This window comes from Spirillospora sp. NPDC052242 (assembly GCF_040679555.1).
GTDB lineage: Bacteria > Actinomycetota > Actinomycetes > Streptosporangiales > Streptosporangiaceae > Spirillospora.
This window is the reverse complement of sequence record NZ_JBFAUZ010000072.1, coordinates 1-25,341: the sequence shown is the minus strand read 5'-3', so window position 1 is coordinate 25,341 and position 25,341 is coordinate 1. Positions and strand designations below refer to the sequence as shown.

Sequence of the window (25,341 nt, the reverse complement as noted above, 5' to 3'; positions counted from 1 at the left end):
CGACTGACGGACAGGTGACGGACGAGTGAGGGACGGCGCGGGATGAACGACACCCGGGAACGGCTGCTGGACGCCGCCGAGCGGCTCTACGCCGAACGCGGGGTGGACGCCGTCAGCCTCCGCGAGATCGTGCAGGAGGCGGGCGTCCGCAACGCGACGGCCGTCCAGTACCACTTCGGCGACCGCGCGGGGATGGTCCGCGCCGTGTTCGCGCGGCACGCCCCCGAGGTCGAGGCGCGCCGGCACGCCCTGCTGGACGCCTGCGAGGCGGACGGCGGCGGCGACCCGGAGGCGGCCGTGCGGGCCCTCGCCGCCGCGCTCGTCCGCCCGCTCACGGCGCGCCTCGCCGACCCGTCCGGGCGCGCGTTCCTGCAGATCTGGGCGGACGTGCTGAACCGCCCGACCCCGATCGTCCCGGTCGCCGTCCTGGACGACCCGTCCGACAGCCTGTGCCGCTGGCGCGCGCTCGTCGAACCCCTGCTGGAGGAGGACGCGGCGCGCCTGCACCGCCGGTTCACCGCCGTCCGGTACGCCGCCATCGAGGTGGCGCGCCGCGCCCGCTCCGGCCCCCGCACCGACGACCGCCTGTTCACCAGCTACCTGATCGACGTCGTCGCCGCGATCCTCGGCGCCCCGGTCTCGCCCGAGACTCGCCGCCTCGCCGCCGAACGCGACGCCGCCCGCGGGTGACATTCGTCCAAGACGGGCCCGCTCCCGGGGGCGCAGAGTGGGCATGTAACCCACGATGACCAGGGAGGACGACATGGCGAACGAGAAGAACGGCGCGATCAGCCCGATCGTCGGCTACACCGACGTCGAGAAAGCGCTGGCGTGGCTCGAGCGGGCGTTCGGGTTCGAGGTGCAGGCGGTGCACCGGGACGACGACGGCACCATCGTCCACACCGAGATGCGGCACGACAACGGCGTGTTCATGCTGAGCACCGGCAACCCCGGCAAGGCGGCCAACTACGTCGTGGTGACCGACCCGGACGCCCACCACGACCGGGCCGAGGCCGCGGGCGCGGAGATCTTCCGCGAACTCGCCGACCAGGACTACGGCTCCCGCGACTACGCCGCCCGCGACCTGGACGGCAACGAGTGGTACTTCGGGACCTACCGGCCCTGACGGCCCGGAAAACCCGGAGACTCGGGACGGGTCCCTCTGCCAGGGTTGGCCGATGACCATTTCTCGAACCGAGCTGCTGCGCTGGCAGTTCGACTTCACCTGGGCCCTGTTCGAGTACCACCTCGACCGGCTCGTCCCCGCCGACCACCGGTGGGAACCGGGGCCGCTGTGCTGGACCGTCCGTCCCACCGCCGACGGCGGCTGGGAACCGGACTTCGCCGAGACCGAACCCGACCCCGTGCCGGTCCCGACCGTCGCCTGGATCACCTGGCACATCGGCTGGTGGTGGAGCGTCGCCCTCGACCACGTGCACGGCCGCGCCCCGCGCGACCGCGCGGAGATCGTGTGGCCGGGGGAGGAGAAGGCCGTCGAGTGGCTGCGGGGCCTGCGCGTCGAGTGGGCGGAGGCCCTCGACGGCCTCACCGACGCCGGCCTCGACGCCCGCGCCGCGTACCCGTGGCCGGAGGACGCCGGATACACCGTCGCCCACATGGCCGGCTGGGTGAACGCCGAGCTGATGAAGAACGCCGCCGAGATCGGGCAGCTCCGCATGCTGCGCGCCGCGACCGCGGGGGAAAAATGAGCGGAACGCGCTGATCTTCCGGTGCTACGGTTCGGGAGCCGGCCGCGGGACTCCAGGTGCGACTTCCGGAACCCGCCTTTACAGCGATGATTCGCCGCTCGCGCCCCCCATTCCCCGGCCGGCACCCCCCACACCCGGCCGGAGCGGGACGCCATGACCGAGACGTTCGCGGACCTGATCGCCTGCGAGGACGCGCTGATGTTCGTCAACGCGGCGATCACCTCCACGGGGCAGCGCGAGTTCCACCACGAGCAGGGCGACCAGCGGCTCAGCCTCGGCTTCCTGCACGAGTACATCCTGGAGAACTACCGGGACCTGTACGCCGCGGCGCTCGCGCTGAACGTCAACGACCACAACGCCGCGCTGATCGTCCGGAACCTGCTGCTGCGGGCGGGCGACGTGGACGTGGAGCGGCGGCGCCGCGAGGGACGGCTGATCGCGCGGCGGCTCGAGCTGCTGCCGCCGCAGCGCGTCTACCGGCTGTTCCGCGAGCTGCGCCGCCGCGGCGTCAACAACCGGCGCACCCGCGCGATCATGCGGGACTGGATGGCGGCCCGCCCCGACCCCGCGTTCGACGCGGTGAAGTACCGCGACGCCGTCAAGGGCGCCATGCGCCACGCGCACGTGCGCCCCGGCGACGCCGCCGGCGGGGAGCTGGGCCCGTTCCTGTTCGCGCCGCGCACCGTCAAGCGGTTCGGCACGCCGATCTTCGAGACGTGGCGGCGCGCGCACTACGAGCGGGAGGCGCTGTACGAGTTGCCGTACACGGTCGCGGAAGGGTTCGCCGCCAAGCACAAGGTGCCCCGGGACGTCTTCCTGGAGCGCATCGAGGCGCGGATGACGCGGCTCGAACGGCTCCGCCTGCAGGAGAGCGCGGGCGTCGGCGTAGACCTCGGCGCGATGCCCCTCACGCGGCTCGCGACGTACGTGCTGTCACTGCCGCTGGACGACCGCGCCCGGCGCCGCGCGGAGCTGACCGGGGCCCTGCGCACGTCCGCGCGGCGCGTCGCGGGCGCCGCGCGCGGCTCGTGGGGCCGGGTGGCCGCCGTCCTGGACGACAGCCACTCGACGTCCGGGTCCGGGGCGAAGCGCCGCCGCCCGCTCGCCGTGGCGCTCGCCGCGTCCTACCTGCTGGAGGCGCTCGCGAAGGAGTACACGCCGCTGTGGACGTCGGGCCGCACCGACGAGCTGATGCTGTACCCGTTCGGGCCGACGCCGCTCGGCGAGCGGATCCTGGACGCGCTGGAGACCGGCCCCGAACGGCTGATCATCGTGTCGGACGGCTGGGACAACGCGCCGCCCGGCCTCGCCGCGGACGTCCTGCGGATCTGGCGGTCGCGCCTGGACCCCGGGCACCGGTACGGCGGCGCGCAGCGCGTCCAGATCACGCACCTGAACCCGGTGTACGACGCCGACGACTTCGACGTCCGCCGGCTGGCGCCGACCGTCCCGACCGCCGGGATCCGCGACGCCGAGGACCTGCCGACCCTCGTCGAGCTCGCCCGCTTCGCCGAGGGGCGCGTCGGCCTGGCCCGGCTGCAGGCGCACCTCGACGACCGCACCGCACGCTTCCTGGAGAGCCCATGACGTTCAGCCTGGACGGGCTGGAGACCCGCCCCTCGCAGACGTGGGGCTCGATCCGGCTGGTGCCGCTCGTCCGCGACGAGCCCGTCCCGAACCTGCGGCTGCACCGCGTCGTGTACGGGGAGCCGCTCTCCGTCGTGGACGTCGGCGACCGCACGGCCTACGCGTCCTACATCCCGCACGCGTTCGTGGCGCAGTGGAGCGACGGGGATCGGCTCCCCGCCGCCTCCTACGGCGCCCGCCTCCTGGAGCGCGACACCGCGCCCGCGCCGGAGCGGATGCCGATCCGCACCGTCCGGCGCATGGCGCGGAAGGCGGGCAAGGACCGGCTCCGGTTCCTGCCGCTGCACCTGGCCGTCGAGGGGTACCTCGCGCTGCACTTCGGCGGGCCCACGATCGCGTGGGAGGAGTGGTCGCACCGGGCGATCGCCCAGGGGCTGTCGCCGCGCGCCGAGGCCGCCTACCTCGGCCTCCAGGTGCGCGGACTGGAGGACGCGCTGCGGGTCTTCGAGATCCACCCCGGCCAGTGCGGGGTGCTGGTCTACGTCGCCGACGCCCTCGCGAGCGCGTTCGTCGTCCCGCACCCGGACGACTACCGCGCGCTGCACGCGACCCTCGTCGAGGACATGTTCGGCGAGACCGTCTACGTCCACGGGCTGCTCGGCGCGCGGGCCGGGGACGTGTCGGCCGGGATCGACGACGCGCAGATCCGCTCGCTGGCCGACCTGCGGGTCGCCGCCGACCTCGGCCGCGCGGAGTGGGCCGAGTTCCACGACGGGGTCATGGCCCGGTGGATCTTCGACGAGCGCGGCACGTACCGGCACGTCCAGCGGCTCTACGGGTTCCACCTCACCCGCTTCCTGCCGTCGTTCGAGCTCAAGCGGGAGAACCACATCGGCGAGGCCATCGTCGACGAGGACGCCCGCGTCGCCTACCTCAAGACGTTCCGGCTGTCGGACGGGCAGATCCGCCGCGGCCACCTGCTCAGCCGGCTGGCCGGGCACGACTGGAGGCTCCGGACGGCCGCTGCCGCGATGAACGTGACCGAGGCGAACCTGGCGCTGCGGCTCGAACGCTCCGGCTTCGGGTACCTCCTGCGCCAGGACGTCCTCGACCACTACCGCGCGCAGGCGCGGCGCGGCGAGACCTACCGCCCGCGGCCGGCCGACGCACCCCCGGACGACGGCGCGGTCACCTGAGCCCGGCGAACAGGTCGTCCTCCCGGTCCGGGGCCGGGACCCGGCTGAACCGGCGGACGAACGACTCCCGCGCGAGCACGAGCGGCCGCACGTCCTCCGGCATGCGCAGGATGAAGATGTTCTCGCCCTGGCTGGCGTGCGCCTGCAGCGCCTTGAACTTCCGCTCGGTGTAGGCCGACACGTCGACAGTGGTCGTGACGAGCTCGTCGGGGGTGCCGAAGTCGTCCGGCGGCTCGAACCCGAGATCGATGCCGAATTCGCGGGCGCCCTCGATCATCTGCCGGATCCCGGACCGGGGGATCGCGGTGTAGTAAAGCTTGTCGGGCACGCCGGAGCGCTCGGCGGCGGCCACCGCGATCCGGTGCGCCATGATGTGGTCGGGGTGCCCGTAGCCGCCGTTCTCGTCGTAGGTGACGACGACCTGCGGCCGGTACTTCTCCATCAGCGCGACCAGGGGCGCGACCGCGTCGTCGAGCGGCACGTTCGCGAACGCGGCCGGGTCGTCGTTGCCCGCCCACCCGACCATGCCGGAGTCGCGGTGGCCGAGCAGCTCCACGTGGTCGATGCCGAGGTGCCCGGCGGACTCGGCCAGCTCGGCGAGGCGGCGCCGCGCGACCCCGTCCGCGTCGTGCCCCGGGTCGCCGGGCTTGAGACCGCCCTCGTCGTCGCCCTGCTCCCCGTTGGTGCAGGTCACCAGCACCGTCCGGACGCCCTCGGCGGCGCAGCGCGCCAGCACCCCGCCGGTGCCGAGCACCTCGTCGTCGGGATGGGCGTGGACCGCCATCAGCGTCAGTTCCTGGTGCATCGCGTGCGGCTCCTCGGCTTCTCCGGGGGAGGACGTCGGGGTGACGTCCGGCTTGTCGTCCGGCACGATCAACCTTACGGCGGCCGAACCCGGAAAATTACCTCCTCATCCGCGCCCCGATCGCTTACCGTCCAGGTATGGGGTCGCCGGTGATTCTCCTGGACGTCGACGGGGTGCTGAATCCTTTCCAGAGGCCGAGCCGTCGTTTCAAGCGGCACCGGTGCTCGCCGAACGGCATCACCTACGAGCTGTGGCTCAACGCGCGGCACGGGCCGGCGCTGCTCGAACTGGCCGAGTCGACCGGCGCCGAGCTGGCCTGGGCGAGCTACTGGTGCGACAACGCCAACATGTGGATCGCCCCGCGGATCGGGCTGCCCGTGGCGCTCCCGTACGTCCCCATCCCGCAGTTCCCCGGCGTGGACGAGGGCGTCTCGCTCGGCGCGTGGAAGGCGCGGCACGTCGCCGCCTGGGCCGAGGGCCGCCCGTTCGTCTGGTTCGAGGACGAGCCGGACGCGACCGAGCGGATCGCCGCCGCCCCCGACGTCGCCGAGCACCTCCTCGTCGAGATCGACCCGATGGTCGGGCTCACCGACGAGCACCTGCGGGCGGCCGGCGACTGGCTCCGCGCGCTGACCCGCTGACCGCGCGGCGCGCCCCGGGCCCGTCCGGTGGCCCGGCTCAGTGGCGCGTCCAGTCGGGCTGGGCGAAGTCGGCGACCCGCGCCCGCCGGCCCAGCAGCACCACCTCGCGGAACTGCCACAGCAGCGCGCCGGTCGGCGCGTGGACCCGCCAGTCGGGGGCCAGCCACATCTGCAGCATGCTCCCGCCGTCCGGCTGCGGCACCCACCGCGGCGTGTCGTCGTCCGCGAGCCGGCGCAGGCTCGTGTGGTGCACCGACCGGACCTCGCGCGGATCGGGGACGAGCGGGCCGGGATCGTCCAGCACCACCACGATCGGGGTGATCGCGAACCCGGACGCGGCCGGGAAGTCGTCGAGCCGGCCGAGGACGTCGGCGGCGCCCGCCGCCAGCCCGACCTCCTCGCGCAGCTCGCGCAGCGCCGCGCGCTCGGGCGTCTCGCCGTCCTCCATCCGCCCGCCGGGCAGCCCCCACTGCCCGGCGTTGCGGCCGCGGTCGGCGCGCTTGATCAGGATCATCGAGGGCACGCCGTCGTGCTCCAGCACGCACAGCACGACCCCCGCGCGGCGCATGCCCGGGGCGTCGGGGACGGTCGTGTGGGCGAACGCGGCCAGCCGTTCGGCCGCGACCTCGCGGAACGCCGCGAGGTCGTCGAGGGGGGACGCGGGAGGGGCCATGGGCCGATCCTGCCAGGATGCCCGGCGCCCCGCCGGGTAGGGGTGGGCGCAGCGGGGCCGCCCGGCCGTGTCGCGTTTCTCCAAGACGGCGGAGCGGGCCCCCGCGTAAGGTGGCCGCGTCGATTCGAACAGATGAGCGAAGGAGGGATCATGGACCTTCGTCACCGGATGCTTCCCGCCGCCGAGGCCGCGGCGCGGATCGTCCTGGAGATACCGGAGGCCCGGCTGGACGACCGCACGCCCGACCCCGAGTGGAACGTGCGCGACCTGGTCAACCACCTGATCCTGTGGACGTCCCGGGGCGAGACCGCCGCCCGCAAGGAGCCGACGACCGGGCCGGGGGAGGACCACGACTTCACGGCCGAGCCGCGCTGGGCCGAGCGGTTCGAGGAGCAGGCGCGGCGGACGGCCGAGGCGTGGCGCGACCCCGCCGCCTGGGAGGGCACCACCAGCCTGACCGGCAACAAGGAGGGCATGCCCGCCCCGTTCATCGGCGGGATCCTGTACGGCGAGTTCGTCGTGCACGGCTGGGACCTCGCCGTCGCCACCGGACGCGACCCCGGGTTCCCGCCCGAGGTCGTGCAGGACGCGTGGGAGCAGCTCGTCCCGACCGCCGAGGTCGGCCGCGAGTACGGGGCGTTCGGCCCCGAGGTGCCCGTCCCCGAGTCGGCGCCGCTGCTCGACCGGCTCGTCGGGCTCGCCGGCCGCGACCCGAACTGGCGGCCCTGAACGGCCCTGACGCCGTTTTGGCCGAGCGGCGGGTAATCGGGGCGCGATCCGGTGCCCGCGCGCTCTACGCTGGTGACATGTCTTCAACGTCTTCGATCCGGGTTCGATTCGCGCCGTCGCCGACGGGCATGTTCCACGTGGGCGGCGCCCGCTCCGCGCTGTTCAACTGGGTGATGGCCGCGCAGTCCGGCGGCACGCTCGTCCTGCGGATCGAGGACACCGACGCGTCGCGCAACAGCCCCGAGTGGACCGAGGGCATCATCCGCGCCCTCGCCTGGCTCGGCATGGACGGCGAGCAGTACGAGGGCCCGTACTTCCAGTCGGCGAACGCCGACAAGCACGCCGAGGCCGCTCACACGCTCCGGGACGCGGGACGCGCCTACTACTGCGACTGCACCCGCGAGGCCGTCATCGCCCGCACCGGCGACCAGCACAAGGGCTACGACGGGTTCTGCCGCGACCGCGGCCTGGAGCCGGGCCCGGGCCGCGCGCTGCGCTTCCGCACCCCCGACGAGGGCCAGACCGTCGTCGTCGACCTGCTGCGCGGCAAGCCCGTCTTCGAGAACGCCGTCCTGGAGGACTTCGTCATCGCCCGCGCCGACGGCTCGGTCACGTTCCTGCTGGCCAACGCCGTCGACGACATGAGCCAGGGCATCACGCACGTCGTGCGCGGCGAGGAGCACCTGTCCAACGCGCCCAAGCAGCAGCTGCTCTGGGAGGCGCTCGGCGGGGAGCCGCCCGTGTGGGCGCACGTCCCCGTCATCGTCAACGAGAAGCGGCAGAAGCTGTCCAAGCGGCGCGACAAGGTCGCCCTGGAGGACTACCGCGCCGAGGGGTACCTCGCCGACGCGATGCGCAACTACCTGATGCTGCTCGGCTGGGCCCCGTCCGGCGACCGCGAGATCGTCCCGTGGGACGTGATCGTCGACGAGTTCCGCATCGACGACGTCAACACCTCCCCGGCGTTCTTCGACGAGAAGAAGCTGCGCGCGTTCAACGGCGAGTACATCCGCGCGCTGCCGGTCGAGAAGTTCATCGCCGAGTGCCTGCCGTTCCTGCAGGAGGCGCCGTTCGACGTGGACGTGTCCGTCTTCGCCGAGCTCGCGCCGCTCGCGCAGACCCGGATCGCGCTGCTGTCGGAGATCGTCGAGATGATCGACTTCGCGTTCCTGGACGAGCCGCCGGTCGACGAGAAGTCCTGGGCCAAGGCCATGAAGGAGCCCGCCGCCGAGATCCTCGCGGCGGCCGAGCGGGCCTACCTGGACGCGCCGTGGCGCGCCGACGAGCTCAAGGACCGGCTGGAGCGGGTCGGCCAGGAGCACGGGCTCAAGCTGGGCAAGACCCAGGCGCCCGTCCGCGTCGCGGTCACCGGCCGCACCGTCGGCCTGCCGCTGTTCGAGTCGCTGGAGATCCTCGGCCGCGACCGCACCCTGGCCCGCATCGCCGCCGCGCGCGCCAAACTCGCCGCCGGGGCCTGACCCGGCCGGCCCTCACCGGCCCGCGGCCTCCCCGTCACGGGGGAGCCGCAGGCCGGTGTGGGCCGCGCAGAACGCGAGAACGTCGGTCTGCAGGCCGAGCCAGCGCGACAGCGAACGCCCGCCGTGCCCCACGTCGGCCTCGCAGCGCAGCAGCACCGGACCGGACGACGATGTCGCGTGCTGCAGCGCCGCGGTCATCTTGCGGGTGTGCATCGAGTCGACCCGCGGGTCGGTCCGCGGGCACGTGAGCAGCACCGGTGGGTAGCCGGTCCCCGCCCGGACGCGGTGGTAGGGGGAGTAGCCGAGCAGCACGGCGAACTGCTCGGGATCGTCGGGGGTGCCGAACTCCTCGGTCCACAGCCGCCCGATCCCGAACCGGGGGTACCGGATCATGTCGGTGACCGCGTCCGAGATCACCGCCGCCGCGTACAGCTCCGGGTTCCGGACGAGCGCGGCGGCGACCAGGAACCCGCTGTGCGAGGAGCCCCGGATCGCGAGCCGGCCGGGCGCGGTGTGCCCGCCGTCGATCAGCGCGCGGGCGGCGGCGGTGAAGTCGTCGACGGCGTTGGGCTTGTTGACGCCGCGGCCCGCCGCGTGCCACGCCGTGCCCTCCTCGCCGCCGCCGCGCACGCTCGCGACCGCGTACGCGCCGCCCGCGTCGACCCACGCGGCGATCGCGGGCGAGTACGCGGGCGGGGTGGACGCGCCGAACCCGCCGTAGGCGCTCAGGATGAGGGGGCGCGGCCCGCTCCCCGCGGACGGCGCGATCACGTGCATCCGCACCGGCGTGCCGTCGGCCGAGCGGTAGGTGATCCGCCGGACGTCCGGACGCGCGCGCACGGGCCCCCGCGCGCCGTCCGGCGCGTCCTCGGCGACGCACGACCCGTCGCGGACGTCGACGCGGTGCACGGCGGGCGGGGTGGTGTAGTCGGTGTAGACGAACCAGGCGCGGGGGCCGCCGCCGGGCGGCGCGGTCAGCCGCGTGACGGTGCCGTGCCCCGGCACCGGGAGGTCCCGCAGGACCGTCCCGTCGGCCGCGTGCAGGCGCAGCTCGCTCGTCCCGTGCCGGGTGCGGAGGGTCAGCAGGCGCGGTTCGCCCGTGGCCGGGTCGGTGAGCGCCGCGTAGTCGGCGAGGACGCGGCCCGGCTCCTCCGCGACGACGGTGCGCCATCGGTCGGCGCGCGGATCGGCGGGGTCGACGGCGCAGAGCCGCCCGAACGGCGCGCCCCGGTCGGTCACGGTGACGATCCCGCCGTCCGGCGCGAACTTCAGCACCGCGCGCGTGCCGTCGGCGGTGCCGTCGTGGACGAGCACGGGCTCCAGCCCCCGCGCGCGTTCGTCCGGCGCGTCGGCGAGCCACAGCAGGTTCCCGGACGTGGCGCCGGGCGCGGCGCTCAGCATGATCCGGCGCCCGTCCGGCCCGATCGTGACGGTCAGCTGGGGAAGGGCGGTGGCGAACAGCACGGGGTCGTCGGCGGGGTCGGCGCCGACGCGGTGCAGCCGCAGCCGCCGCCCCGCCTCGAGGCCGGGCCCCGGCGTGTCGACGTAGCAGAACGCCGCGCCGCCGCGCAGCCAGGCCACCGGAGTCGCACGGCCCGGCTCCAGCGGCCCGTCCACGAGACCGCCGCCGGCCACGTCGAGGACCCACAGCAGCGGCCGCTCGTCCCCGTGCCGCGTCACCTGGTAGGCCAGCAGCCCGCCGCCGGGCGACGGACGCCAGGACCCGAGCGTCGTCGCCCCGGACGCGTCCAGGGCGAGCGGATCGAGCAGCACGCGCGGCGGCTCGTCCGGCCCGGCCGTCATCAGCACGGGCAGCTGCATCTCCGGCGTGCGCCGCAGGAAGAACCGGCGGCCGCGCCGCCACACCGGGGGCGAGACCGCCGGGACGGCCGCGCCGCCCGCACCGGCCGCCGCCGCCAGCAGCGCCCGCCACCCGTCGCGGTCGGGCCAGCCGCCGGCGTGCCGCGCGAACGCCTCCGCCTGCCCGTCCAGCCACGCGGCGCAGTCCGGATCGTCGGCGTCCTCCAGCCACCGGTACGGATCCGGCACCTCGTTCCCGTGCAGAAGGTCCACGACCGCGTCCCGGCGCGCCGTCGGCCACTCCATCGCCGTGCTCATTCTCGCCCCCTCATGGCCGAGGGCTCCCCGCCGGTGCGGGAAGCCCTCGGACACGCCTGGTGCCGGCTCAGTTCTGGTCGCCCTCCATCAGCTCCTGGCGCCAGCCCTCCAGGACGATGACCTCGTCGGACAGCAGGCCGATGGGCAGGCCGGGAAGCTCGTTCATGTCTACCTCCAGTAACGCTGCGTAGCGATTTGGACGCACACAGGTATACCAGCTCCCCGGGGAGCACAAAAGCGGTTCCGATGAGACTGCGATGAGAAACGCGCTCAGGACTCCTCGGCGGGAACGTCCGCGGCGGACGCGCCCTCCACCGGGGACTCGTCGACCGCGAGGGCCGCGCGCAGGCCGGACAGGCGGCGCTCCAGCTCGTCCATCTCGTCGCGCAGCGCGGGCGGCACCCGCTTGCCGAGCAGCTCCGCCTGCTCCTCGACGGCCTTCAGCAGCTCGTCGAGCCGCCCGGCGAGCGCCCGCCGCGCCGCCGGGCCCGACTCCTCCGCCGGCCGCGCCTCCAGCAGCGTCGACTGCTCCCGCAGCAGCGCGGACTGCTCCCGCAGCAGGGTCGTCTGGTCGCGGAGCTGCTTGTTCTTGTTGTGCAGCTCGACGAACACCGACACCTTGGCGCGCAGCACCCACGGGTCGAACGGCTTGGAGATGAAGTCGACCGCGCCCGCCGCGTACCCGCGGAACGCGTAGTCGGGGTCGCTGTTGACCGCCGTGAGGAAGATGATCGGCAGGTCGCGGGTCTTCTTGCGCCGCTTGATGTCGCGCGCCGTCTCGAACCCGTCCATGCCCGGCATGACGACGTCCAGCAGGATGACCGCGTACTCGTCGGTGAGCAGCGCCTTGAGCGCCTCCTCGCCCGACCTGGCGCGGACCAGGTCCTGATCGAGGGAGCTGAGGATGGCCTCCAGCGCGATGAGGTTCTCCTCGCGGTCGTCCACGAGCAGGATCTTCGCCTTGTCGTCCACGCGCGTCCCTCCGATCCGTCGGCCCGCCGTCCTGGCCCGCGACCGCACACGTCCACCCACGGCAGACCCTACTGCCCGCGGCGCAGCACTCCTCAGCGGACGACGGAGGGCTGCAGCCAGTTCCTCATCACGTCGAGGAGATGGTCCACGTCGACGGGCTTCGGCACATAGTCCGACGCGCCCGCCTCGAGGCTCTTCTCCCGGTCGCCCTTCATCACCTTCGCCGTGATCACGATGATCGGCAACTCCGCGAACTGCGGCATCTTCCGGATGGCGGACGTGGTGGCGTAGCCGTCCAGGCCCGGCATCATCACGTCCATCAGCACCAGCGCCACGTCGGGGTTGCGGTGCAGGAGGTCGATGCCCGCCTGCCCGTCCTCGGCGTACAGGACGTCCATCCCGTAGCCCTCCAGCACGCTGGTGAGCGCGAACACGTTCCGGACGTCGTCGTCGACGATCAGCACCTTGCGGCCCGACAGGACGGTGTCCAGGAAGTCCGCGGGCGGCTCCTCCGGCATGCCGTCGACGGCCTGGTCGGGCTCCGCGCGGCGCCGCCCGCGCACCGGGCGCCGCTCGCCCCGCCGGCCGCCCTCGGGCGCCGCGGGCGCGGCCTGCGCGGCGGGCGCGGCGCCCTCCGCGGCCTCCGCCGCGTTCTCGGCCGGGGCGATCGCCGGGACGTCCGGCTCGGCCACCGCGCCGTCCTGCGGCGCCCGGCGGCGCCCGTCGGACTCGCTGTACTGCGCCGGCAGGTACAGCGTGAACACGCTGCCGTGCCCGGGCTTGCTCTCGGCGTGGATCTCCCCGCCGAGCAGCCGCGCGATGTTCCGGCTGATCGACAGGCCGAGGCCGGTGCCGCCGTAGCGGCGGCTGGTCGTCCCGTCGGCCTGCTGGAACGCCTCGAAGATCACCTGCAGCTTGTCGGCGCTCACCCCGATCCCGGTGTCGATCACGCGGAACGCGATCACGTCCGGGGTGTTCCACAGCGCGGGCAGCGTGAAGTCGATGTCCCCGGCGCGCTCGATCAGCAACCGGACCTCGCCCTCGGCGGTGAACTTCACCGCGTTCGACAGCAGGTTCCGCAGGACCTGCTGCAGCCGCTGCTCGTCGGTGAACAACGTCCCCGGGACGTCCGGGGTCACCTCCACGCCGAACTGCAGGCCCTTGTCCTGCGACAGCGGACGGAACGTGGCGTCCACGTAGTCGACGAGCGCCGGCACCGACAGCCGCTGCGGGTGCAGCTCCATCTTCCCGGCCTCGACCTTCGCCAGGTCCAGGATGTCGTTAATCAGCGTCAGCAGGTCCGTGCCCGAGTCGTAGATCGTCTGCGCGAACTCCACCTGCTTGTCGGTCAGGTTCCCGCCCTGGTTCTCCGACAGCAGCTTGGCCAGCACCAGCAGGCTGTTCAGCGGCGTGCGCAGCTCGTGCGACATGTTCGCCAGAAACTCCGACTTGTACCGCGACGAGATCGCCAGCTGCTCGGCGCGCTCCTCGAGCGTCCGCCGCGCCTGCTCGATCTGGTAGTTCTGGATCTCGATCGCGCGGTTCTGCTGCGCCAGCAGCGCCGCCTTCTCCTCCAGCTCGGTGTTGGAGTGCCGCAGCTCCGCCTGCTGCCGCTGCAGCTCGTCCGACCGCTCCTGCAGCTCCCCGGCCAGCCGCTGCGACTCGGCCAGCAGCGCCTCGGTGCGGGTGTTGGCGCTGATCGTGTTCAGCGTCACCCCGATCGTCTCGATCAGCTGGCTGAAGAACGCCAGGTGGACGTCGGTGAACCGGCCGAACGACGCCAGCTCGATCGCGCCGAGGACCGTTCCCTCGAACACGATCGGCAGCACGATGATGTTGACCGGCGACGCCTCGCCCAGCCCGGAACCGATCTTGACGTAGTCGGCGGGCGCCTCGGAGATCAGCAGCGGCCGCCGCTCCTGCGCGGCCTGCCCGACCAGGCCCTCCCCGAACGCGAACCGGAGGGTGCCCTTCTGCGTGCGCCGCCGCGTCCCGTACCCGGCGATCAGCACCAGCTCGGTCTCCTCGCCGGACGGCTCCGCGAGGTAGAACGCGCCGTACTGCGCACTCGCCGTCGGCGTCAGCTCCCGGATGATCAGGTTCGCGACCTGCTGCAGGTCGCGGTGGCCCTGCATCATCCCGCCGATCCGCGCCAGGTTCGACTTCAGCCAGTCCTGCTGGTCGTTGGCGCGCGTCGTCTCCCGCAGCGTCGCGACCATCAGGTTGACGTTGTCGCTCAGCTCCGCGACCTCGCCGCGCGCCTCCACGGTGATGGTGCGGGTCAGGTCGCCCTCGGCGACCGCGCTCGCGACCTCGCCGATCGCCCGGACCTGCGTCGTCAGGTTGCGGGCCAGCTCGTTGACGCTCTCGGTCAGCCGCTTCCAGGTGCCCGAGACGCCCTCGACCTCGGCCTGCCCGCCGAGACGTCCCTCGCTGCCGACCTCGCGCGCCACCCGGGTGACCTCGGACGCGAACGACGACAGCGTGTCGACCATCGTGTTCAGCGTCGTCTTCAGCTCGAGGATCTCGCCCTGCGCGTTGACGTCGATGCGCCGCGTCAGGTCGCCGTGCGCGACGGCCGTCGCGACCTGCGCGATGTTGCGGACCTGGTAGGTCAGGTTGGACGCCATGCCGTTGACGTTGTCGGTGAGGTCCTTCCACATGCCGCCGGCGCCCGGCACGATCGCCTGGCCGCCCAGCCGCCCCTCGGTGCCGACCTCCCGCGCCACGCGGCTGACCTCGTCGGCGAAGGCCGACAGCGTGTCGACCATCGTGTTCAGCGTGTCCTTCAGCTGCAGGATCTCGCCCTGGGCGTCGACCTCGATGCGGCGCGTCAGGTCGCCCTGCGCCACCGCCGTCGTCACCTTCGCGATCCCGCGGACCTGCATGGTGAGGTTGTTCGCCATGCCGTTGACGTTGTCGGTGAGGTCCTTCCAGACCCCGCTGACGCCCGGGACCCGCGCCTGGCCGCCGAGGCGTCCCTCGGTGCCGACCTCGCGCGCCACGCGGGTCACCTCGTCGGCGAACGCCGAGAGGGTGTCGACCATCGTGTTGACGGTGTCCTTCAGCTCGAGGATCTCGCCCTGCGCGTCGACCGTGATCTTCTTGCCGAGGTCGCCCTGCGCGACCGCCGTGGTGACCTGCGCGATGTTGCGGACCTGGAACGTCAGGTTCGACGCCATGCCGTTGACGTTGTTCGTCAGGTCCTTCCAGACGCCGCTCACGCCCGGCATCCGCGCCTGGCCGCCGAGGCGTCCCTCGGTGCCGACCTCGCGGGCGACGCGGGTGACCTCGGAGGCGAACGCCGACAGCGTGTCCACCATCTGGTTCACCGTCAGCTTCAGCTGCAGGATCTCGCCCTGCGCGTCGACGGTGATCTTCTTGCCGAGGTCGCCCTCGGCGACGGCCGTCGTGACCTGCGCGATGTTGCGGACCTGGTACGTCAGGTTGTTCGCCATCGCGTTGACGTTGTCGGTGAGGTTCTTCCAGACCCCGCTGACGCCCTGCACCCGCGCCTGGCCGCCCAGCTGCCCCTCGGTGCCGACCTCCCGGGCGACCCGGGTCACCTCGTCGGCGAACCGCGACAGCTGGTCCACCATCGTGTTCACGGTGAGCTTGAGCTCCTGCAGCTCGCCCGTCGCCTCCACCGTGACCTTGCGGGTCAGGTCGCCCTTCGCGACGGCCGTGGTGACCTCGGCGATGTCGCGGACCTGCGCCGTGAGCCGCCCCGCCATCGCGTTCACCGCCGCCGTGACGTCCCGCCACCGGCCGGTCATGCCCCGCGACGGCGCCTGGCCGCCGAGGCGTCCCTCGGTGCCGACCTCCCGGGCGAACTGCGTGACCTCCCAGGTGAACTGGTCGAGCAGCTCCACCATGCCGTTCACCGACCGCGCCATGCGCAGCAGCTCGCCGCGCATCGGCCGGCCGGCGACCCGCAGCTCGACGCGCCGGCTCAGGTCCCCCGCGGCGACGGCCTCCACCACCTGGTGCATGCCGACGGACAGGTCCGTCAGCTTGGCGATGATCGCGTTGGCGTCGTCCACCGCCCCGGCCCACGAACCCTTCAGCGTGCCCGTGGCCAGCCGTCCGCCCAGCCGGCCCTCCCGGCCGATCTCCCGGCGGACGCGGGTCAGCCCCGCGGTCAGCTCCTCGCCGTTCTGCCGGATCTCCTCCAGCAGTGCCCCGGCCACCGCCACGGCGCCCTCACCGGGCAGATCCAGCTCGGCCTTGGCCTTCCCGTCGCGTACGGCGACCAGCGCCTTCAGCAGGGGGGCGAGGTCGGCGTCGCTGTAACGCGGCGTTGTGTCGCGCGACCCGCCGGAGCGGGCGCGAGACGCGGTACGCGGCATGCTATTCATCCTCCTGGCCCGCGTTCGTGGGATACCGGATGCCACTGGCTCCTTTTCCGGGCCTTGTCTCCCGGCCGCTTTCGGCGGCCTCCCGGCCGCATCTGTACTCTACGTTGCCGGACGGCCCGGAGGCCCGAATCACACTCTGCCGGTCAACGGACGGTAACGGCCGCGCATCCGTGCACGTAGTCTTCGTGTTACGGTCTGTCGTGTCGTGGCGGGGGCTCGGCGCCCCCAGACTCGGAGGTGCGGTGCGGCCCCGGCGCGCGGCTCTCCTGGCCGGGCGGCCTACCAGTCTGTCACGATAGCCAGACCGGGGCAGTGGACGCATCGAACGAGGGACGACAGTTGGATCGGCAGACGGCGTCGGCCACCTTCCCGTCCGCCGCGGCGGCGGTCGCGGACGCACGCCGCTTCGTCCGGAAGGTGCTCGCCGACTGGGGCATGGACGAGATCTCCGACGACGCGATCCTGGCGACCAGCGAGCTCGCCACCAACGCGATCGCCTACGCGGGGACGTCCTTCGAGGTCACCTGCCGGCTCGAGGGCGCCGACGTCGAGATCGAGGTCCGCGACCGGCACCCCACCCGCGGCATCGAGATGCCCGGCGTCACCGCGTCCAGCGGGCGCGGCCTCCCGTCCATCGCCACGCTCGCCGACTCGTGGGGCGTCTCCTACGACCGCCGCACCAAGGGCGTGTGGTTCCGGCTGCCGCGTCCCGGCGCCGAGGCGCGGCCCGAGGACGGCCGCGAGCCCGCGCACGAGGACGCCCGGGGCCCCGAGACCGCCGACGCCGACGCCGAGGGCGCGGCTGGCACCGGCGCCGAGCCGGCCGACGCGGCCGCCGCCCGTCCCGCCGACGCCCCCGTCGACCTGACGACCGCCGACCGGGGCACGACCGACCTGGGCACCGCCGACCGGGCAGCGGCGTCGCCGAACGGCGCCGCCGCCCTGCGCGAGCGCCGCCTGCGCGAACGCGCCGCGCACCCCCGCCAGGCCGATGCGGCGGCCGACGCCGCGGTGGCCGCGGACGCGCGCGTCGCCGGCGAGGGCGTCGGCGAGGTCCCCGCCGACGGCGCCCGGCTGCTCCGCTCCCCGGCCGCCGTCGAGTCCATGCAGGACGGCGTCGCCGCCGTCCGCGAGATGCTCGGCGCCGAGGGCGCGGCCATCCTGCTCACCGAGCGCGACGGCCGGCTCATCATGGGCGCGTCCAGCGGCACCGCCGCCGAGATGCCCCTCGGCGAACTGTCGGTCGCCGGGCTCGCCCCCGCCGTCCGCGCCGGATCCCACTGGGTCGCCGCGGACGCCGCCGACCCGATCGCCGTCGCCCTGCGGGCCCAGGCGGTCACGGCAGCGCCGCTGGAGTCCCAGGGCCGCCTCACCGGCCTTCTCGTCGCCGTCTCCACCGCCGCGGACCGCTTCACCGAGAACGACGGGGCCCGGACCGGACGGCTCGCCGAGGAGCTGTCGCTGTCCCTGGAGAAGGCCCGGGTCGGCGAGCTGGAACGGTCCTGGCGCGGCTGGCTCAGCTTCGTCGCCGAGGCCAGCGACCTGCTCGCCGGCACCCTCGACCAGGAACGCACGATGGCGCTCGTCGCGCAGCTCGTCGTGCCGCGGCTCGCCACCTGGTGCGCCGTCTACACCGTCGCCGAGGCCGAACCGGCCCGGCTCGCCTACGTCTGGCACGCCGACGAGAACCGCGCCGACGGCCTGCGCGCCCTGCTCGACGAGGCCGGGCCCGCCCCCGCCATGGACGTCCCCGGGCCCTGGCACGGCTTCGCCGACGCGCCCGCGGACGTCCGCGCCGCCGCCGGCGACACCGCCGCCGACCAGGTCTACGCGTTCCCGCTGATCGCGCGCGGGCGGCGCATCGGCACCATCCTCATCGGCCGCCCCGCCGGCGACCGCTTCGCCCGCAGCGCCATCGAACTGGCCGAGGAGCTCAGCCGCCGCGCCGCGCTCGCCGTCGACAACGCGCGCCTGTTCTCCGCCCAGACCGCCATGAGCAGCGCCCTGCAGCGCAGCCTGCTGCCGCCCGCGATCCCCGAGATCCCCGGCCTCGAGGTCGCCGTGGTGTACGAGCCCGCGGGGGAGGGCAGCGAGGTCGGCGGCGACTTCTACGACGTCTTCGAGAGCGGCCCCGGCGGCGCCGCGCCCGCGCTCGAGGACGTCGCGCCCGGCCGCTGGCGGTTCGCGATCGGCGACGTGTGCGGCACCGGCCCGGAGGCCGCCGCCGTCACCGGGCTGGCCCGGCACGCGCTGCGGATCCTCGCCGCCGAGGACATGTCCGTCCCCGGCGTGCTCGGCCGGCTCAACCGGCTCATCCTCGGCGAGGGCGAGCGCGGGCGGCTGCTCACCCTGCTGCACGGCGAGATCACCGCCCGCCGCGCCCGCGACGGCGTGACCATCCGGCTGACCAGCGCGGGGCACCCGCCGCCGCTGATCCTCGACCCGGACGGCGCCGTGCGCGAGGCCGCCTCGTCCCAGCCGCTGCTGGGGGTGTTCGACGACGTCGACTTCCATACCGATACGGTCGAACTCCGCCGGGGGGAGGTGCTGCTGTGCGTGACCGACGGCGTCACCGAGCGACGTTCCGGCGGCCGGCTGCTCGGGGACGGCAACGGGCTCGAGCGGCTGCTGGCCGGCTGCACCGGGCTCAGCGCGGGGGCCGTCGCCGCCCGCATCCAGCGAGCGGTGCGCGACTTCGGCCCCGAGCCGTCGAACGACGACGTTGCCCTGATAGTTCTGCGGGCGTCATGATGGAGACCAACGATCGGTAAGGTGGGGTGGCGTGGGGCTTGCCTTGCACACGACACGACAGGACGGCCGCGCGACGATCACCGCGCGCGGTTCCATCGACCTGAACTCCTCCGATGAGCTGCGCTCACGGCTGACCGAGCTCGTCGACGCGGGCGAGCGGGCCGTCGTGGTCGATCTCGCCGCGGTCGACTTCTGCGACTCATCGGGCTTGAACGTCCTCGTCCGCGCGTACAAGCACGCGCGGGCGCAGAACGCCACGCTCACCGTCACCGGCGCTTACGGACGGGTAGAGAACGTCCTGCGCACGACCGGCCTGGACCGCTTCCTCATGGAGGACGCGGCGGAGGAGACGGCGTCCGACGGCGGACGGTGACCGGTGCGCCGCGACGGCGCACCGGCGACCGGCACACCGAGGACCGGCACACGGGAGTTCGGGACATGACGGAGCGGGACCCGATGCAGAACGGCGAGCGGGCGGAGTGACCGACCCGATGACCGAGACCACGCTGCGCGCGGCGCCGCAGACCGAGGCGGTCGAGTACGCGCGCCGCCTCGCCGCGCGCACCATGCGCACCTGGGCCCTCATGGAACGCGAGGAGCTCGTCACCGCCATCGTGGCCGAACTGGTCGCCAACGCCGTCCGGCACGCCGGGACGGCGCTGGAGCTGCGGCTGCTGCGCGGCGCCGGCCGCGTCCGCGTCGAGGTCCGCGACCGCGCCGCCCAGCTGCCCCGCCTCACCGTCCCCGGCCCCCTGGACGAGTCGCACCGCGGCCTGTTCATCGTCGACCGCTTCGCCACGTCCTGGGGAGCCGACCCGGTCACCGGCGGCAAGGTCGTCTGGGCCGAGGTCAGCATCTGACGGACGCCCGCGACGCCGGACGCCCGAAACGACGGCGCCCGGCGATCCCGCGGAGGGACGGCCGGGCGCGCGCGCCGCACGAGGCTCAGACGGACTTGCGGTACAGCTCCGCGACCATGAACGCCAGGTCGAGCGACTGCCCGCGGTTCAGCCGCGGGTCGCAGGCCGTCTCGTAACGCTGGTGCAGATCGTCCTCCACCAGCCCGTGCCCGCCGCCGACGCACTCGGTCACGTCGTCGCCGGTGAACTCGATGTGGATGCCGCCCGGGTGCGTGCCGAGCGCCCGGTGCACCTCGAAGAAGCCCGCGACCTCGTCCAGGACGTCGTCCAGCCGGCGCGTCTTGTGCCCGCTCGGCGCCTCGAACGTGTTCCCGTGCATCGGGTCGCACACCCACGCCACCGGGGCGCCGCTCTGGTGCACCTTCTCGATCAGCGGCGGCAGCGCGTCCCGGATCTTGCCCGCGCCCATGCGGGTGACGAACGTGAGCCGCCCCGGCTCCCCGTCCGGGTTCAGCCGGTCGATCAGCGCGAGCGCGTCGTCGGCCGTCGTCGTCGGCCCCAGCTTGACACCGATCGGGTTGCTGATGTGCCGGAGGAACTCCACGTGCGCGCCGTCCAGCTGCCGGGTGCGCTCCCCGATCCACAGGAAGTGCGCCGACACGTCGTACGGGCGGCCGCTCAGGCTGTCGATCCGGGTCAGCGCCCGCTCGTACTCCAGCAGCAGCGCCTCGTGGCTGGAGTAAAACTCCACGCCGTGGAACTCGTCCGGGTTCGCCCCGCACGCCTTCATGAACGTCAGCGCCCGGTCGATCTCGCCCGCGAGCTGCTCGTAGCTGCGCCCGGCCGGGCTCTGCTGGACGAAGTCGCGGTTCCAGGTGTGCACCTGCCGCAGGTCGGCGTACCCGCCCTTGGTGAACGCGCGGCACAGGTTCAGCGTCACCGCGGAGCAGTGGTACGCCTTCAGCAGCCGCTGCGGGTCGTTGCGGCGCGACTCGGCGTCGAACGCGAACCCGTTGACGGCGTCGCCCCGGTACGCGGGCAGCTCCACGCCGTCCCGCACCTCCACCGGCTTGGACCGGGGCTTGGCGAACTGCCCCGCCATCCGCCCGATCTTCACGACCGGGACGCTGGCGGCGTAGGTGAGCACGACCGCCATCTGCAGCAGGGTCTTCAGCTTGTTCTTCACGGCGTCGGCGTTCGATCCCTCGAACGTCTCGGCGCAGTCGCCGCCCTGCAGGACGAACGCCTCGCCGCGCGCCACGTCCGCGAGCCGGTCCTTGAGCTGGTCGCACTCGCCGGCGAAGACGAGCGGCGGCTGTGCGGCGAGCTCGGCCGCGACCGCCCGGAGCTCGTCCGGATCGTCCCATTCGGGCTGCTGGAGGGCGGGGAGGGAGCGCCAGGCGTCCAGATCCCCAGAGGGCGTGGAAGTACTCACGTGAAAAGGCTATGGCACGGTCCGGCACGGCGGGGCCATCCGCCCCCGGACGGACGGCGCCGTGCGGCCCGGAAAGCGAACCGGGCGGCCCCTTCGGGACCGCCCGGTGACGTGTTCGGACCGTGGTGCGGGCCGCGGCCGCCGCTCACGCGGCGCGGCTGCCGGCGCCGGCCCGGACGGGACCGTTCGCCGCGGCCGGCGCGCCCGCCAGCGCCCGCCGGCCGCTCAGGTCCGTCTCGTTCGCCAGCTGCCGCAGGCGCCGCAGCGACCGGTCGGTGATCTGCCGCACCCGGTTGTGGCTCAGGCCGTACCGGGCGCCGATCTGCGCGTACGACAGGGGCTGCCCGCTGTCCATCCCGAACCGGGCCCGCAGGATCGCGGCCTCCCGCTCCGGGAGCCGGTCCAGCAGCCGCGCGAGGCCCTCGACGTCGTCCAGTGCGAGGATCTCCGCCTCCGGCGTGACGGCGTCGGGATCCTCCAGCAGGTCGCCCATCGGCGTCTCGCCGGCGTCGTCGACGGTCGCGTCGAGGCTCGCCGGGTCGCGCCGCCAGCGCAGCAGCTCGTCCACATGCTCGGCGTCGGCGCCCACCGCCCCGGCCAGCTCCTCGCGGGTCGGTTCGCGGCCCAGCTCGCGGCCGAGCTGCCGCTCGGCGCGCCGCAGCCGGGAAAGCTCCTCCTCCACATGGACCGGCAGCCGGATCGTGCGGGCCGTGTGACTCAGCCCACGCCCGATCGCCTGCCTGATCCACCACGTCGCGTACGTGGAGAACTTGAAGCCGCGGCGGTAGTCGAACTTCTCCACCGCCCGCATCAGCCCCAGGTTCCCCTCCTGGATGAGGTCGATGAGGGGCAACGAGTCGGTCGGGTACTTGCGGGCGATCGAGACCACGAGCCGCAGGTTCGCCTCGACGAAGCGCTGCTTCGCGCGCAGCCCCGCCGCGGTCAACTCCTCCAGCTCCTCGCGGGACACGCCCTCGGGCACGTTCCCCTCCTCGAGGAGCTGTTCGGCGTACAGGCCCCCTTCGATCGCCTTCGCCAGATCGACCTCTTCCTCCGCGTCCAGCAGGGGGGTTCGGCCGATCCGGTCGAGGTACGCCCCGACAAGGTCCTTGTCGGTGACGTCGACCCTGTCGCCCTTGGTACGGGTTGCAGCCATCCTGACCCTTCTCCGGTGCGATCTCCCTATGGGGACAACGCTAATTACCGCTCTGTGATTCCCAGCGGGGAATACTCCGAGGCTGTAAGCCGCTCTACGGACCTGATACCCCGACTGAGGAGAATCCGACATGGCGACCGTGAACCTCACCGTGGACAACTTCGACGAGGTCGCCCAGGGCGACGGGATCGTGCTGGTCGACTTCTGGGCGTCCTGGTGCGGCCCCTGCCGCCGGTTCGCGCCCGTGTACGAGAAGTCGTCGGGCAAGCACGACGACATCGTGTTCGGCAAGGTCGACACCGAGGCCGAGCCCGAACTGTCGGAGCGCTTCCGCATCGCCTCGATCCCCACGCTGATGGCCATCCGCGACGGCGTGATCGTCTTCGCGGAGCCCGGGGCGCTGCCCGAGCCGATCCTCGAGAACGTCATCGAGCAGGTCCGCGGGCTGGACATGGACGACGTCCGCGCCCGGATGAAGTCCTGACGCGGGCGGAGCCGCCCATGTGCGGGCGGAACGGCCGGCCGCGCCCGGCTGTTCCCCGCGACCCGCCACCGGTGGGACACGCCGGGTGACGAGCGCGACGCCCGGCGGGTGACGGGACGGGGACGCTCGATCGAATCCGCGGCGGCACGATGGCAAAGAAGGCCGCCGCGCCGCCCGTTCCGCCCGGTGAATGGACGATGATGGACGGATGCTCGTCGATGTCGTGCCATACCTGGTGTGCCCCGTGTGCGGAGCGGACCTCGCGATGGCGGAAGGCCGGCTGCACTGCCCGTCCGGACACGCCTTCGACATCGCACGGCAGGGCTACGCGAACCTGCTCCCGGGCAACGCCCGTCCCGGCACCGCCGACACCCCGGAGATGGTCCGCGCGCGCGCCGAGTTCCTGGGCGCCGGCCACTTCGCCCCGATCGTCGACCGGCTCGCCCGGACGGTCGCCGCGACGCTGGACGGCCGGGGCTGCGTCCTGGACGCGGGCGCCGGCACCGGGTACTACCTGGCCCGCATCCTCGACCGGACGCCCGGCGCCGTCGGCCTCGCGATCGACATCTCCAAGCACGCCGCGCGCCGCGCCGCCAAGTCGCATCCGCGCGCCGGCGCCGTCGTCGCCGACCTGTGGCGCCCGCTGCCGATGCGGGACGGCGCCGCCGACGTCGTCGTGAACGTGTTCGCCCCCCGCAACGCCGCCGAGTTCCACCGCGTCCTGCGTCCCGACGGGCCGCTGTTCGCGGTGACCCCCTCCCCGGGACACCTGGGGCCGCTCGTCGAGTCGCTCGGACTGATCTCGATCGACGAACGCAAGATCGAACGCACCGACGCCGCGCTGGCCGGGTACTTCAAGCCGGACGGCCGCGAGCGCCTGGACGCGGAGGCCGTCCTCACCCACGAGGAGATCACCACGCTCGTGGGCATGGGACCGAGCGCGCATCACGTGCCGGAGGAGGCGCTCCGGGAGCGCCTCGAACCGCTACCGGATCCGCTGCCCGTGCCCCTCTCCTTCGTCCTGTCCGCCTACCGCCGGCTCGAATAGCCGCGCGGGAGCGGCCCCCGCGAACGTGACCGACACCTGCGGAACCTCGCCCGGCTCCATCGGATCCCCGACGTGGGGGAGACCGTGCCGCCCGTACGCGAAGGACGTGGAGACGGACCGGACCGTCGCGGCGAGGATCACCCGCTGGAGCGCCTGGCCCGCCCGCAGCCACTCCACGGGGGAGTCGCCCCGCGTCGTCAGCAGCGCCCGCCGGACCCCGTCGCCCGGCCCGGCCGGCAGCACATGGAGCCCGGCGCCCTCCAGCCGCGCCGCCTCACCGAGTTCGTTGACGACCGCCGGCGACGGCCGCCGCCCCGCGACCGGAGGGGTGAACGGGCGCAGCGTCGCCGCGTAGAGCAGCCGCTCGTCCCGGGTCACGCGATGCCGCCCCACGAGCCGGACGGTCGCCAGGAGCGTCGGGCGCTCGACGTCCGGCAGGAGCCGCACGACCGGCGCGTGCCCGAGCTGCGCCGCGGCGAGCCGCAGGTTCACCAGGGCCGCGCCGCTGCCGAGATGGAGCGCGCGCCCGCCCGGATCGTCCGTCGGGCGGAACCTGCCGCGATCGGCGTGGACCTCGATCAGGCCCGCCACGACCTTCAGCCGCCATGCGTGCACGTCATGGATCGTCGGCCCCATGGTCGCCGCGACCACCAGTCGTTCCGCCGAAGCGCGGATTCCGACGGACACACTCACGAGGCGTTCCTCCTCACTCCGGCCGGTTCCTTGCCGGGCCGGACCGCGGGCCCGCACCGCCGACCGTCCGGTCCGCGGGGAACGGGACGCTCGGGAACACGGGCCTGCGACGGTACCGCAAGCGTGACCTCGCGCACATAGGTTGTGAACTGGGGTTATGATGGGAAGAAACGGACCGGCGAGAGCATTGTCGAGAAGAGTGGCGCGAGGGCCCGATTTGACGGTCCGACAAGGGCGCTCTAATGTTCTTCCTGCCCGAGGGGATGCAGAACGCCGCAAGGCGGTCGGCCCCAGGGGACGTCGGGTCACGGAAAAACGGTTCGAGCCACACTCGGGCTGTTGTACGATGGAACGACACGCCCGGAACGGGATGCAGGACGCCGACACGGCGGCCGGCCCGCAGGGCACTCCCACGAGACGATCGAACGGACTCCGTGTCCGCAACATCGCCGCGCGGGACGGACAAGCCTCCGTCGAACGAATCGATTTCGATCGGTCCGCTTGACACCGGAAGCGAGTCTGGTAAGTTAGAAGGGTTGCCCCGGAGCAAGGTCCGCGAGAGCGGGACCGAGCGCGGTGGGTGTCCGTTTCTTGAGAACTCAACAGCGTGTTAAAAGCCAGTGCCTTTAACGATTCGGCCGGCAGGCC

General features: G+C 73.4%; 21 protein-coding genes. 13 read left to right on the top strand and 8 right to left on the bottom strand.

Annotation, left to right across the window (positions count from 1 at the left end; all coding sequences use genetic code 11):
• The first annotated feature begins 42 nt into the window (after positions 1-42).
• The 5 genes from AB0L25_RS38085 to AB0L25_RS38065 all read left to right on the top strand — a co-directional run bounded on the left by AB0L25_RS38085 (position 43) and on the right by AB0L25_RS38065 (position 4,492).
• Entirely contained in the window at positions 43-690 is a 648-nt protein-coding gene (locus tag AB0L25_RS38085) for a TetR/AcrR family transcriptional regulator (RefSeq protein WP_500178135.1), read from the top strand.
• A gap of 73 nt (positions 691-763) precedes the next feature.
• On the top strand, positions 764-1,126 hold the full coding sequence (locus AB0L25_RS38080; protein WP_500178133.1) for a VOC family protein: 363 nt from the start codon (positions 764-766) through the stop codon (positions 1,124-1,126).
• Between the two features lie 52 nt (positions 1,127-1,178).
• Positions 1,179-1,709, top strand: coding sequence for a DinB family protein (locus tag AB0L25_RS38075; protein WP_500178131.1), 531 nt, complete (start codon positions 1,179-1,181; stop codon positions 1,707-1,709).
• A 153-nt stretch (positions 1,710-1,862) separates the two neighbouring features.
• Positions 1,863-3,296 (top strand): hypothetical protein, encoded by a 1,434-nt coding sequence (locus tag AB0L25_RS38070; RefSeq protein WP_500178130.1) that lies wholly within the window; start codon positions 1,863-1,865, stop codon positions 3,294-3,296.
• A complete protein-coding gene (locus AB0L25_RS38065; protein ID WP_500178129.1) occupies positions 3,293-4,492 on the top strand; it encodes an ARPP-2 domain-containing protein in 1,200 nt (399 codons plus the stop codon). Before AB0L25_RS38070 ends, AB0L25_RS38065 begins: the two co-directional genes overlap by 4 nt.
• Here AB0L25_RS38065 and AB0L25_RS38060 read toward each other — a convergent pair.
• A complete protein-coding gene (locus AB0L25_RS38060; protein ID WP_500178127.1) occupies positions 4,485-5,363 on the bottom strand; it encodes a PIG-L family deacetylase in 879 nt (292 codons plus the stop codon). The genes AB0L25_RS38065 and AB0L25_RS38060 overlap by 8 nt on opposite strands.
• Positions 5,364-5,434: 71 nt before the next feature.
• Here AB0L25_RS38060 and AB0L25_RS38055 point away from each other — a divergent pair, with 71 nt between their 5' ends.
• Positions 5,435-5,938: an HAD domain-containing protein gene (locus tag AB0L25_RS38055; RefSeq protein WP_500178125.1), complete on the top strand. Its 504-nt coding sequence runs from the start codon at positions 5,435-5,437 to the stop codon at positions 5,936-5,938.
• Positions 5,939-5,975: 37 nt separating this feature from the next.
• Here the strand turns inward: AB0L25_RS38055 and AB0L25_RS38050 are convergent, their stop codons facing one another.
• Positions 5,976-6,611: an NUDIX hydrolase gene (locus AB0L25_RS38050; protein ID WP_500178123.1), complete on the bottom strand. Its 636-nt coding sequence runs from the start codon at positions 6,609-6,611 to the stop codon at positions 5,976-5,978.
• A gap of 150 nt (positions 6,612-6,761) precedes the next feature.
• On the opposite strand from AB0L25_RS38050, the gene AB0L25_RS38045 reads away from it, so the two are divergent.
• Both AB0L25_RS38045 and gltX read left to right on the top strand, forming a co-directional pair.
• Positions 6,762-7,340, top strand: coding sequence for a TIGR03086 family metal-binding protein (locus AB0L25_RS38045; RefSeq protein WP_500178121.1), 579 nt, complete (start codon positions 6,762-6,764; stop codon positions 7,338-7,340).
• A 77-nt stretch (positions 7,341-7,417) separates the two neighbouring features.
• Complete coding sequence (gene gltX / locus AB0L25_RS38040; RefSeq protein ID WP_500178119.1) at positions 7,418-8,818, top strand: glutamate--tRNA ligase; 1,401 nt, start codon at positions 7,418-7,420, stop codon at positions 8,816-8,818.
• A 12-nt stretch (positions 8,819-8,830) separates the two neighbouring features.
• Here the strand turns inward: gltX and AB0L25_RS38035 are convergent, their stop codons facing one another.
• From AB0L25_RS38035 to AB0L25_RS38025, 3 genes are all read right to left on the bottom strand, one after another.
• Complete coding sequence (locus AB0L25_RS38035; protein WP_500178117.1) at positions 8,831-10,936, bottom strand: prolyl oligopeptidase family serine peptidase; 2,106 nt, start codon at positions 10,934-10,936, stop codon at positions 8,831-8,833.
• A 270-nt stretch (positions 10,937-11,206) separates the two neighbouring features.
• A complete protein-coding gene (locus AB0L25_RS38030; RefSeq protein ID WP_500178115.1) occupies positions 11,207-11,908 on the bottom strand; it encodes a response regulator in 702 nt (233 codons plus the stop codon).
• A gap of 92 nt (positions 11,909-12,000) precedes the next feature.
• Positions 12,001-16,257 (bottom strand): HAMP domain-containing protein, encoded by a 4,257-nt coding sequence (locus AB0L25_RS38025; protein ID WP_500178114.1) that lies wholly within the window; start codon positions 16,255-16,257, stop codon positions 12,001-12,003.
• Positions 16,258-16,605: 348 nt separating this feature from the next.
• On the opposite strand from AB0L25_RS38025, the gene AB0L25_RS38020 reads away from it, so the two are divergent.
• The 3 genes from AB0L25_RS38020 to AB0L25_RS38010 all read left to right on the top strand — a co-directional run bounded on the left by AB0L25_RS38020 (position 16,606) and on the right by AB0L25_RS38010 (position 19,877).
• Complete coding sequence (locus AB0L25_RS38020; RefSeq protein WP_500178113.1) at positions 16,606-19,017, top strand: SpoIIE family protein phosphatase; 2,412 nt, start codon at positions 16,606-16,608, stop codon at positions 19,015-19,017.
• A gap of 43 nt (positions 19,018-19,060) precedes the next feature.
• Positions 19,061-19,390, top strand: coding sequence for an STAS domain-containing protein (locus AB0L25_RS38015; RefSeq protein ID WP_225961354.1), 330 nt, complete (start codon positions 19,061-19,063; stop codon positions 19,388-19,390).
• Positions 19,391-19,508: 118 nt separating this feature from the next.
• Positions 19,509-19,877: an ATP-binding protein gene (locus AB0L25_RS38010; protein WP_034517645.1), complete on the top strand. Its 369-nt coding sequence runs from the start codon at positions 19,509-19,511 to the stop codon at positions 19,875-19,877.
• Positions 19,878-19,962: 85 nt separating this feature from the next.
• Here AB0L25_RS38010 and AB0L25_RS38005 read toward each other — a convergent pair whose 3' ends face one another.
• Complete coding sequence (locus AB0L25_RS38005; protein WP_500178111.1) at positions 19,963-21,312, bottom strand: class II 3-deoxy-7-phosphoheptulonate synthase; 1,350 nt, start codon at positions 21,310-21,312, stop codon at positions 19,963-19,965.
• Positions 21,313-21,457: 145 nt separating this feature from the next.
• Positions 21,458-22,468, bottom strand: a complete 1,011-nt coding sequence (locus AB0L25_RS38000; RefSeq protein ID WP_500178109.1) for a sigma-70 family RNA polymerase sigma factor — start codon at positions 22,466-22,468, stop codon at positions 21,458-21,460.
• 130 nt (positions 22,469-22,598) lie between these two features.
• On the opposite strand from AB0L25_RS38000, the gene AB0L25_RS37995 reads away from it, so the two are divergent.
• Positions 22,599-22,952, top strand: coding sequence for a thioredoxin family protein (locus AB0L25_RS37995; protein WP_500178108.1), 354 nt, complete (start codon positions 22,599-22,601; stop codon positions 22,950-22,952).
• 208 nt (positions 22,953-23,160) lie between these two features.
• Positions 23,161-24,000: a putative RNA methyltransferase gene (locus AB0L25_RS37990; protein ID WP_500178107.1), complete on the top strand. Its 840-nt coding sequence runs from the start codon at positions 23,161-23,163 to the stop codon at positions 23,998-24,000.
• Here AB0L25_RS37990 and AB0L25_RS37985 read toward each other — a convergent pair.
• Complete coding sequence (locus tag AB0L25_RS37985; RefSeq protein WP_500178106.1) at positions 23,938-24,693, bottom strand: hypothetical protein; 756 nt, start codon at positions 24,691-24,693, stop codon at positions 23,938-23,940. The genes AB0L25_RS37990 and AB0L25_RS37985 overlap by 63 nt on opposite strands.
• Positions 24,694-25,341: the final 648 nt, after the last annotated feature.

Bases quoted from the DNA above. Each gene is read 5' to 3' on its own strand.
- AB0L25_RS37990 (WP_500178107.1), top strand. From the start codon at position 23,161: ATGCTCGTCGATGTCGTGCCATACCTGGTGTGCCCCGTGTGCGGAGCG.
- AB0L25_RS38045 (WP_500178121.1), top strand. From the start codon at position 6,762: ATGGACCTTCGTCACCGGATGCTTCCCGCCGCCGAGGCCGCGGCGCGG.
- AB0L25_RS38000 (WP_500178109.1), bottom strand. From the start codon at position 22,468: ATGGCTGCAACCCGTACCAAGGGCGACAGGGTCGACGTCACCGACAAG.
- gltX (WP_500178119.1), top strand. From the start codon at position 7,418: ATGTCTTCAACGTCTTCGATCCGGGTTCGATTCGCGCCGTCGCCGACG.
- AB0L25_RS38080 (WP_500178133.1), top strand. From the start codon at position 764: ATGGCGAACGAGAAGAACGGCGCGATCAGCCCGATCGTCGGCTACACC.
- AB0L25_RS38065 (WP_500178129.1), top strand. From the start codon at position 3,293: ATGACGTTCAGCCTGGACGGGCTGGAGACCCGCCCCTCGCAGACGTGG.
- AB0L25_RS38070 (WP_500178130.1), top strand. From the start codon at position 1,863: ATGACCGAGACGTTCGCGGACCTGATCGCCTGCGAGGACGCGCTGATG.
- AB0L25_RS37995 (WP_500178108.1), top strand. From the start codon at position 22,599: ATGGCGACCGTGAACCTCACCGTGGACAACTTCGACGAGGTCGCCCAG.
- AB0L25_RS38055 (WP_500178125.1), top strand. From the start codon at position 5,435: ATGGGGTCGCCGGTGATTCTCCTGGACGTCGACGGGGTGCTGAATCCT.
- AB0L25_RS38075 (WP_500178131.1), top strand. From the start codon at position 1,179: ATGACCATTTCTCGAACCGAGCTGCTGCGCTGGCAGTTCGACTTCACC.
- AB0L25_RS38050 (WP_500178123.1), bottom strand. From the start codon at position 6,611: ATGGCCCCTCCCGCGTCCCCCCTCGACGACCTCGCGGCGTTCCGCGAG.
- AB0L25_RS38035 (WP_500178117.1), bottom strand. From the start codon at position 10,936: ATGAGCACGGCGATGGAGTGGCCGACGGCGCGCCGGGACGCGGTCGTG.
- AB0L25_RS38025 (WP_500178114.1), bottom strand. From the start codon at position 16,257: ATGCCGCGTACCGCGTCTCGCGCCCGCTCCGGCGGGTCGCGCGACACA.
- AB0L25_RS38085 (WP_500178135.1), top strand. From the start codon at position 43: ATGAACGACACCCGGGAACGGCTGCTGGACGCCGCCGAGCGGCTCTAC.
- AB0L25_RS38010 (WP_034517645.1), top strand. From the start codon at position 19,509: ATGACCGAGACCACGCTGCGCGCGGCGCCGCAGACCGAGGCGGTCGAG.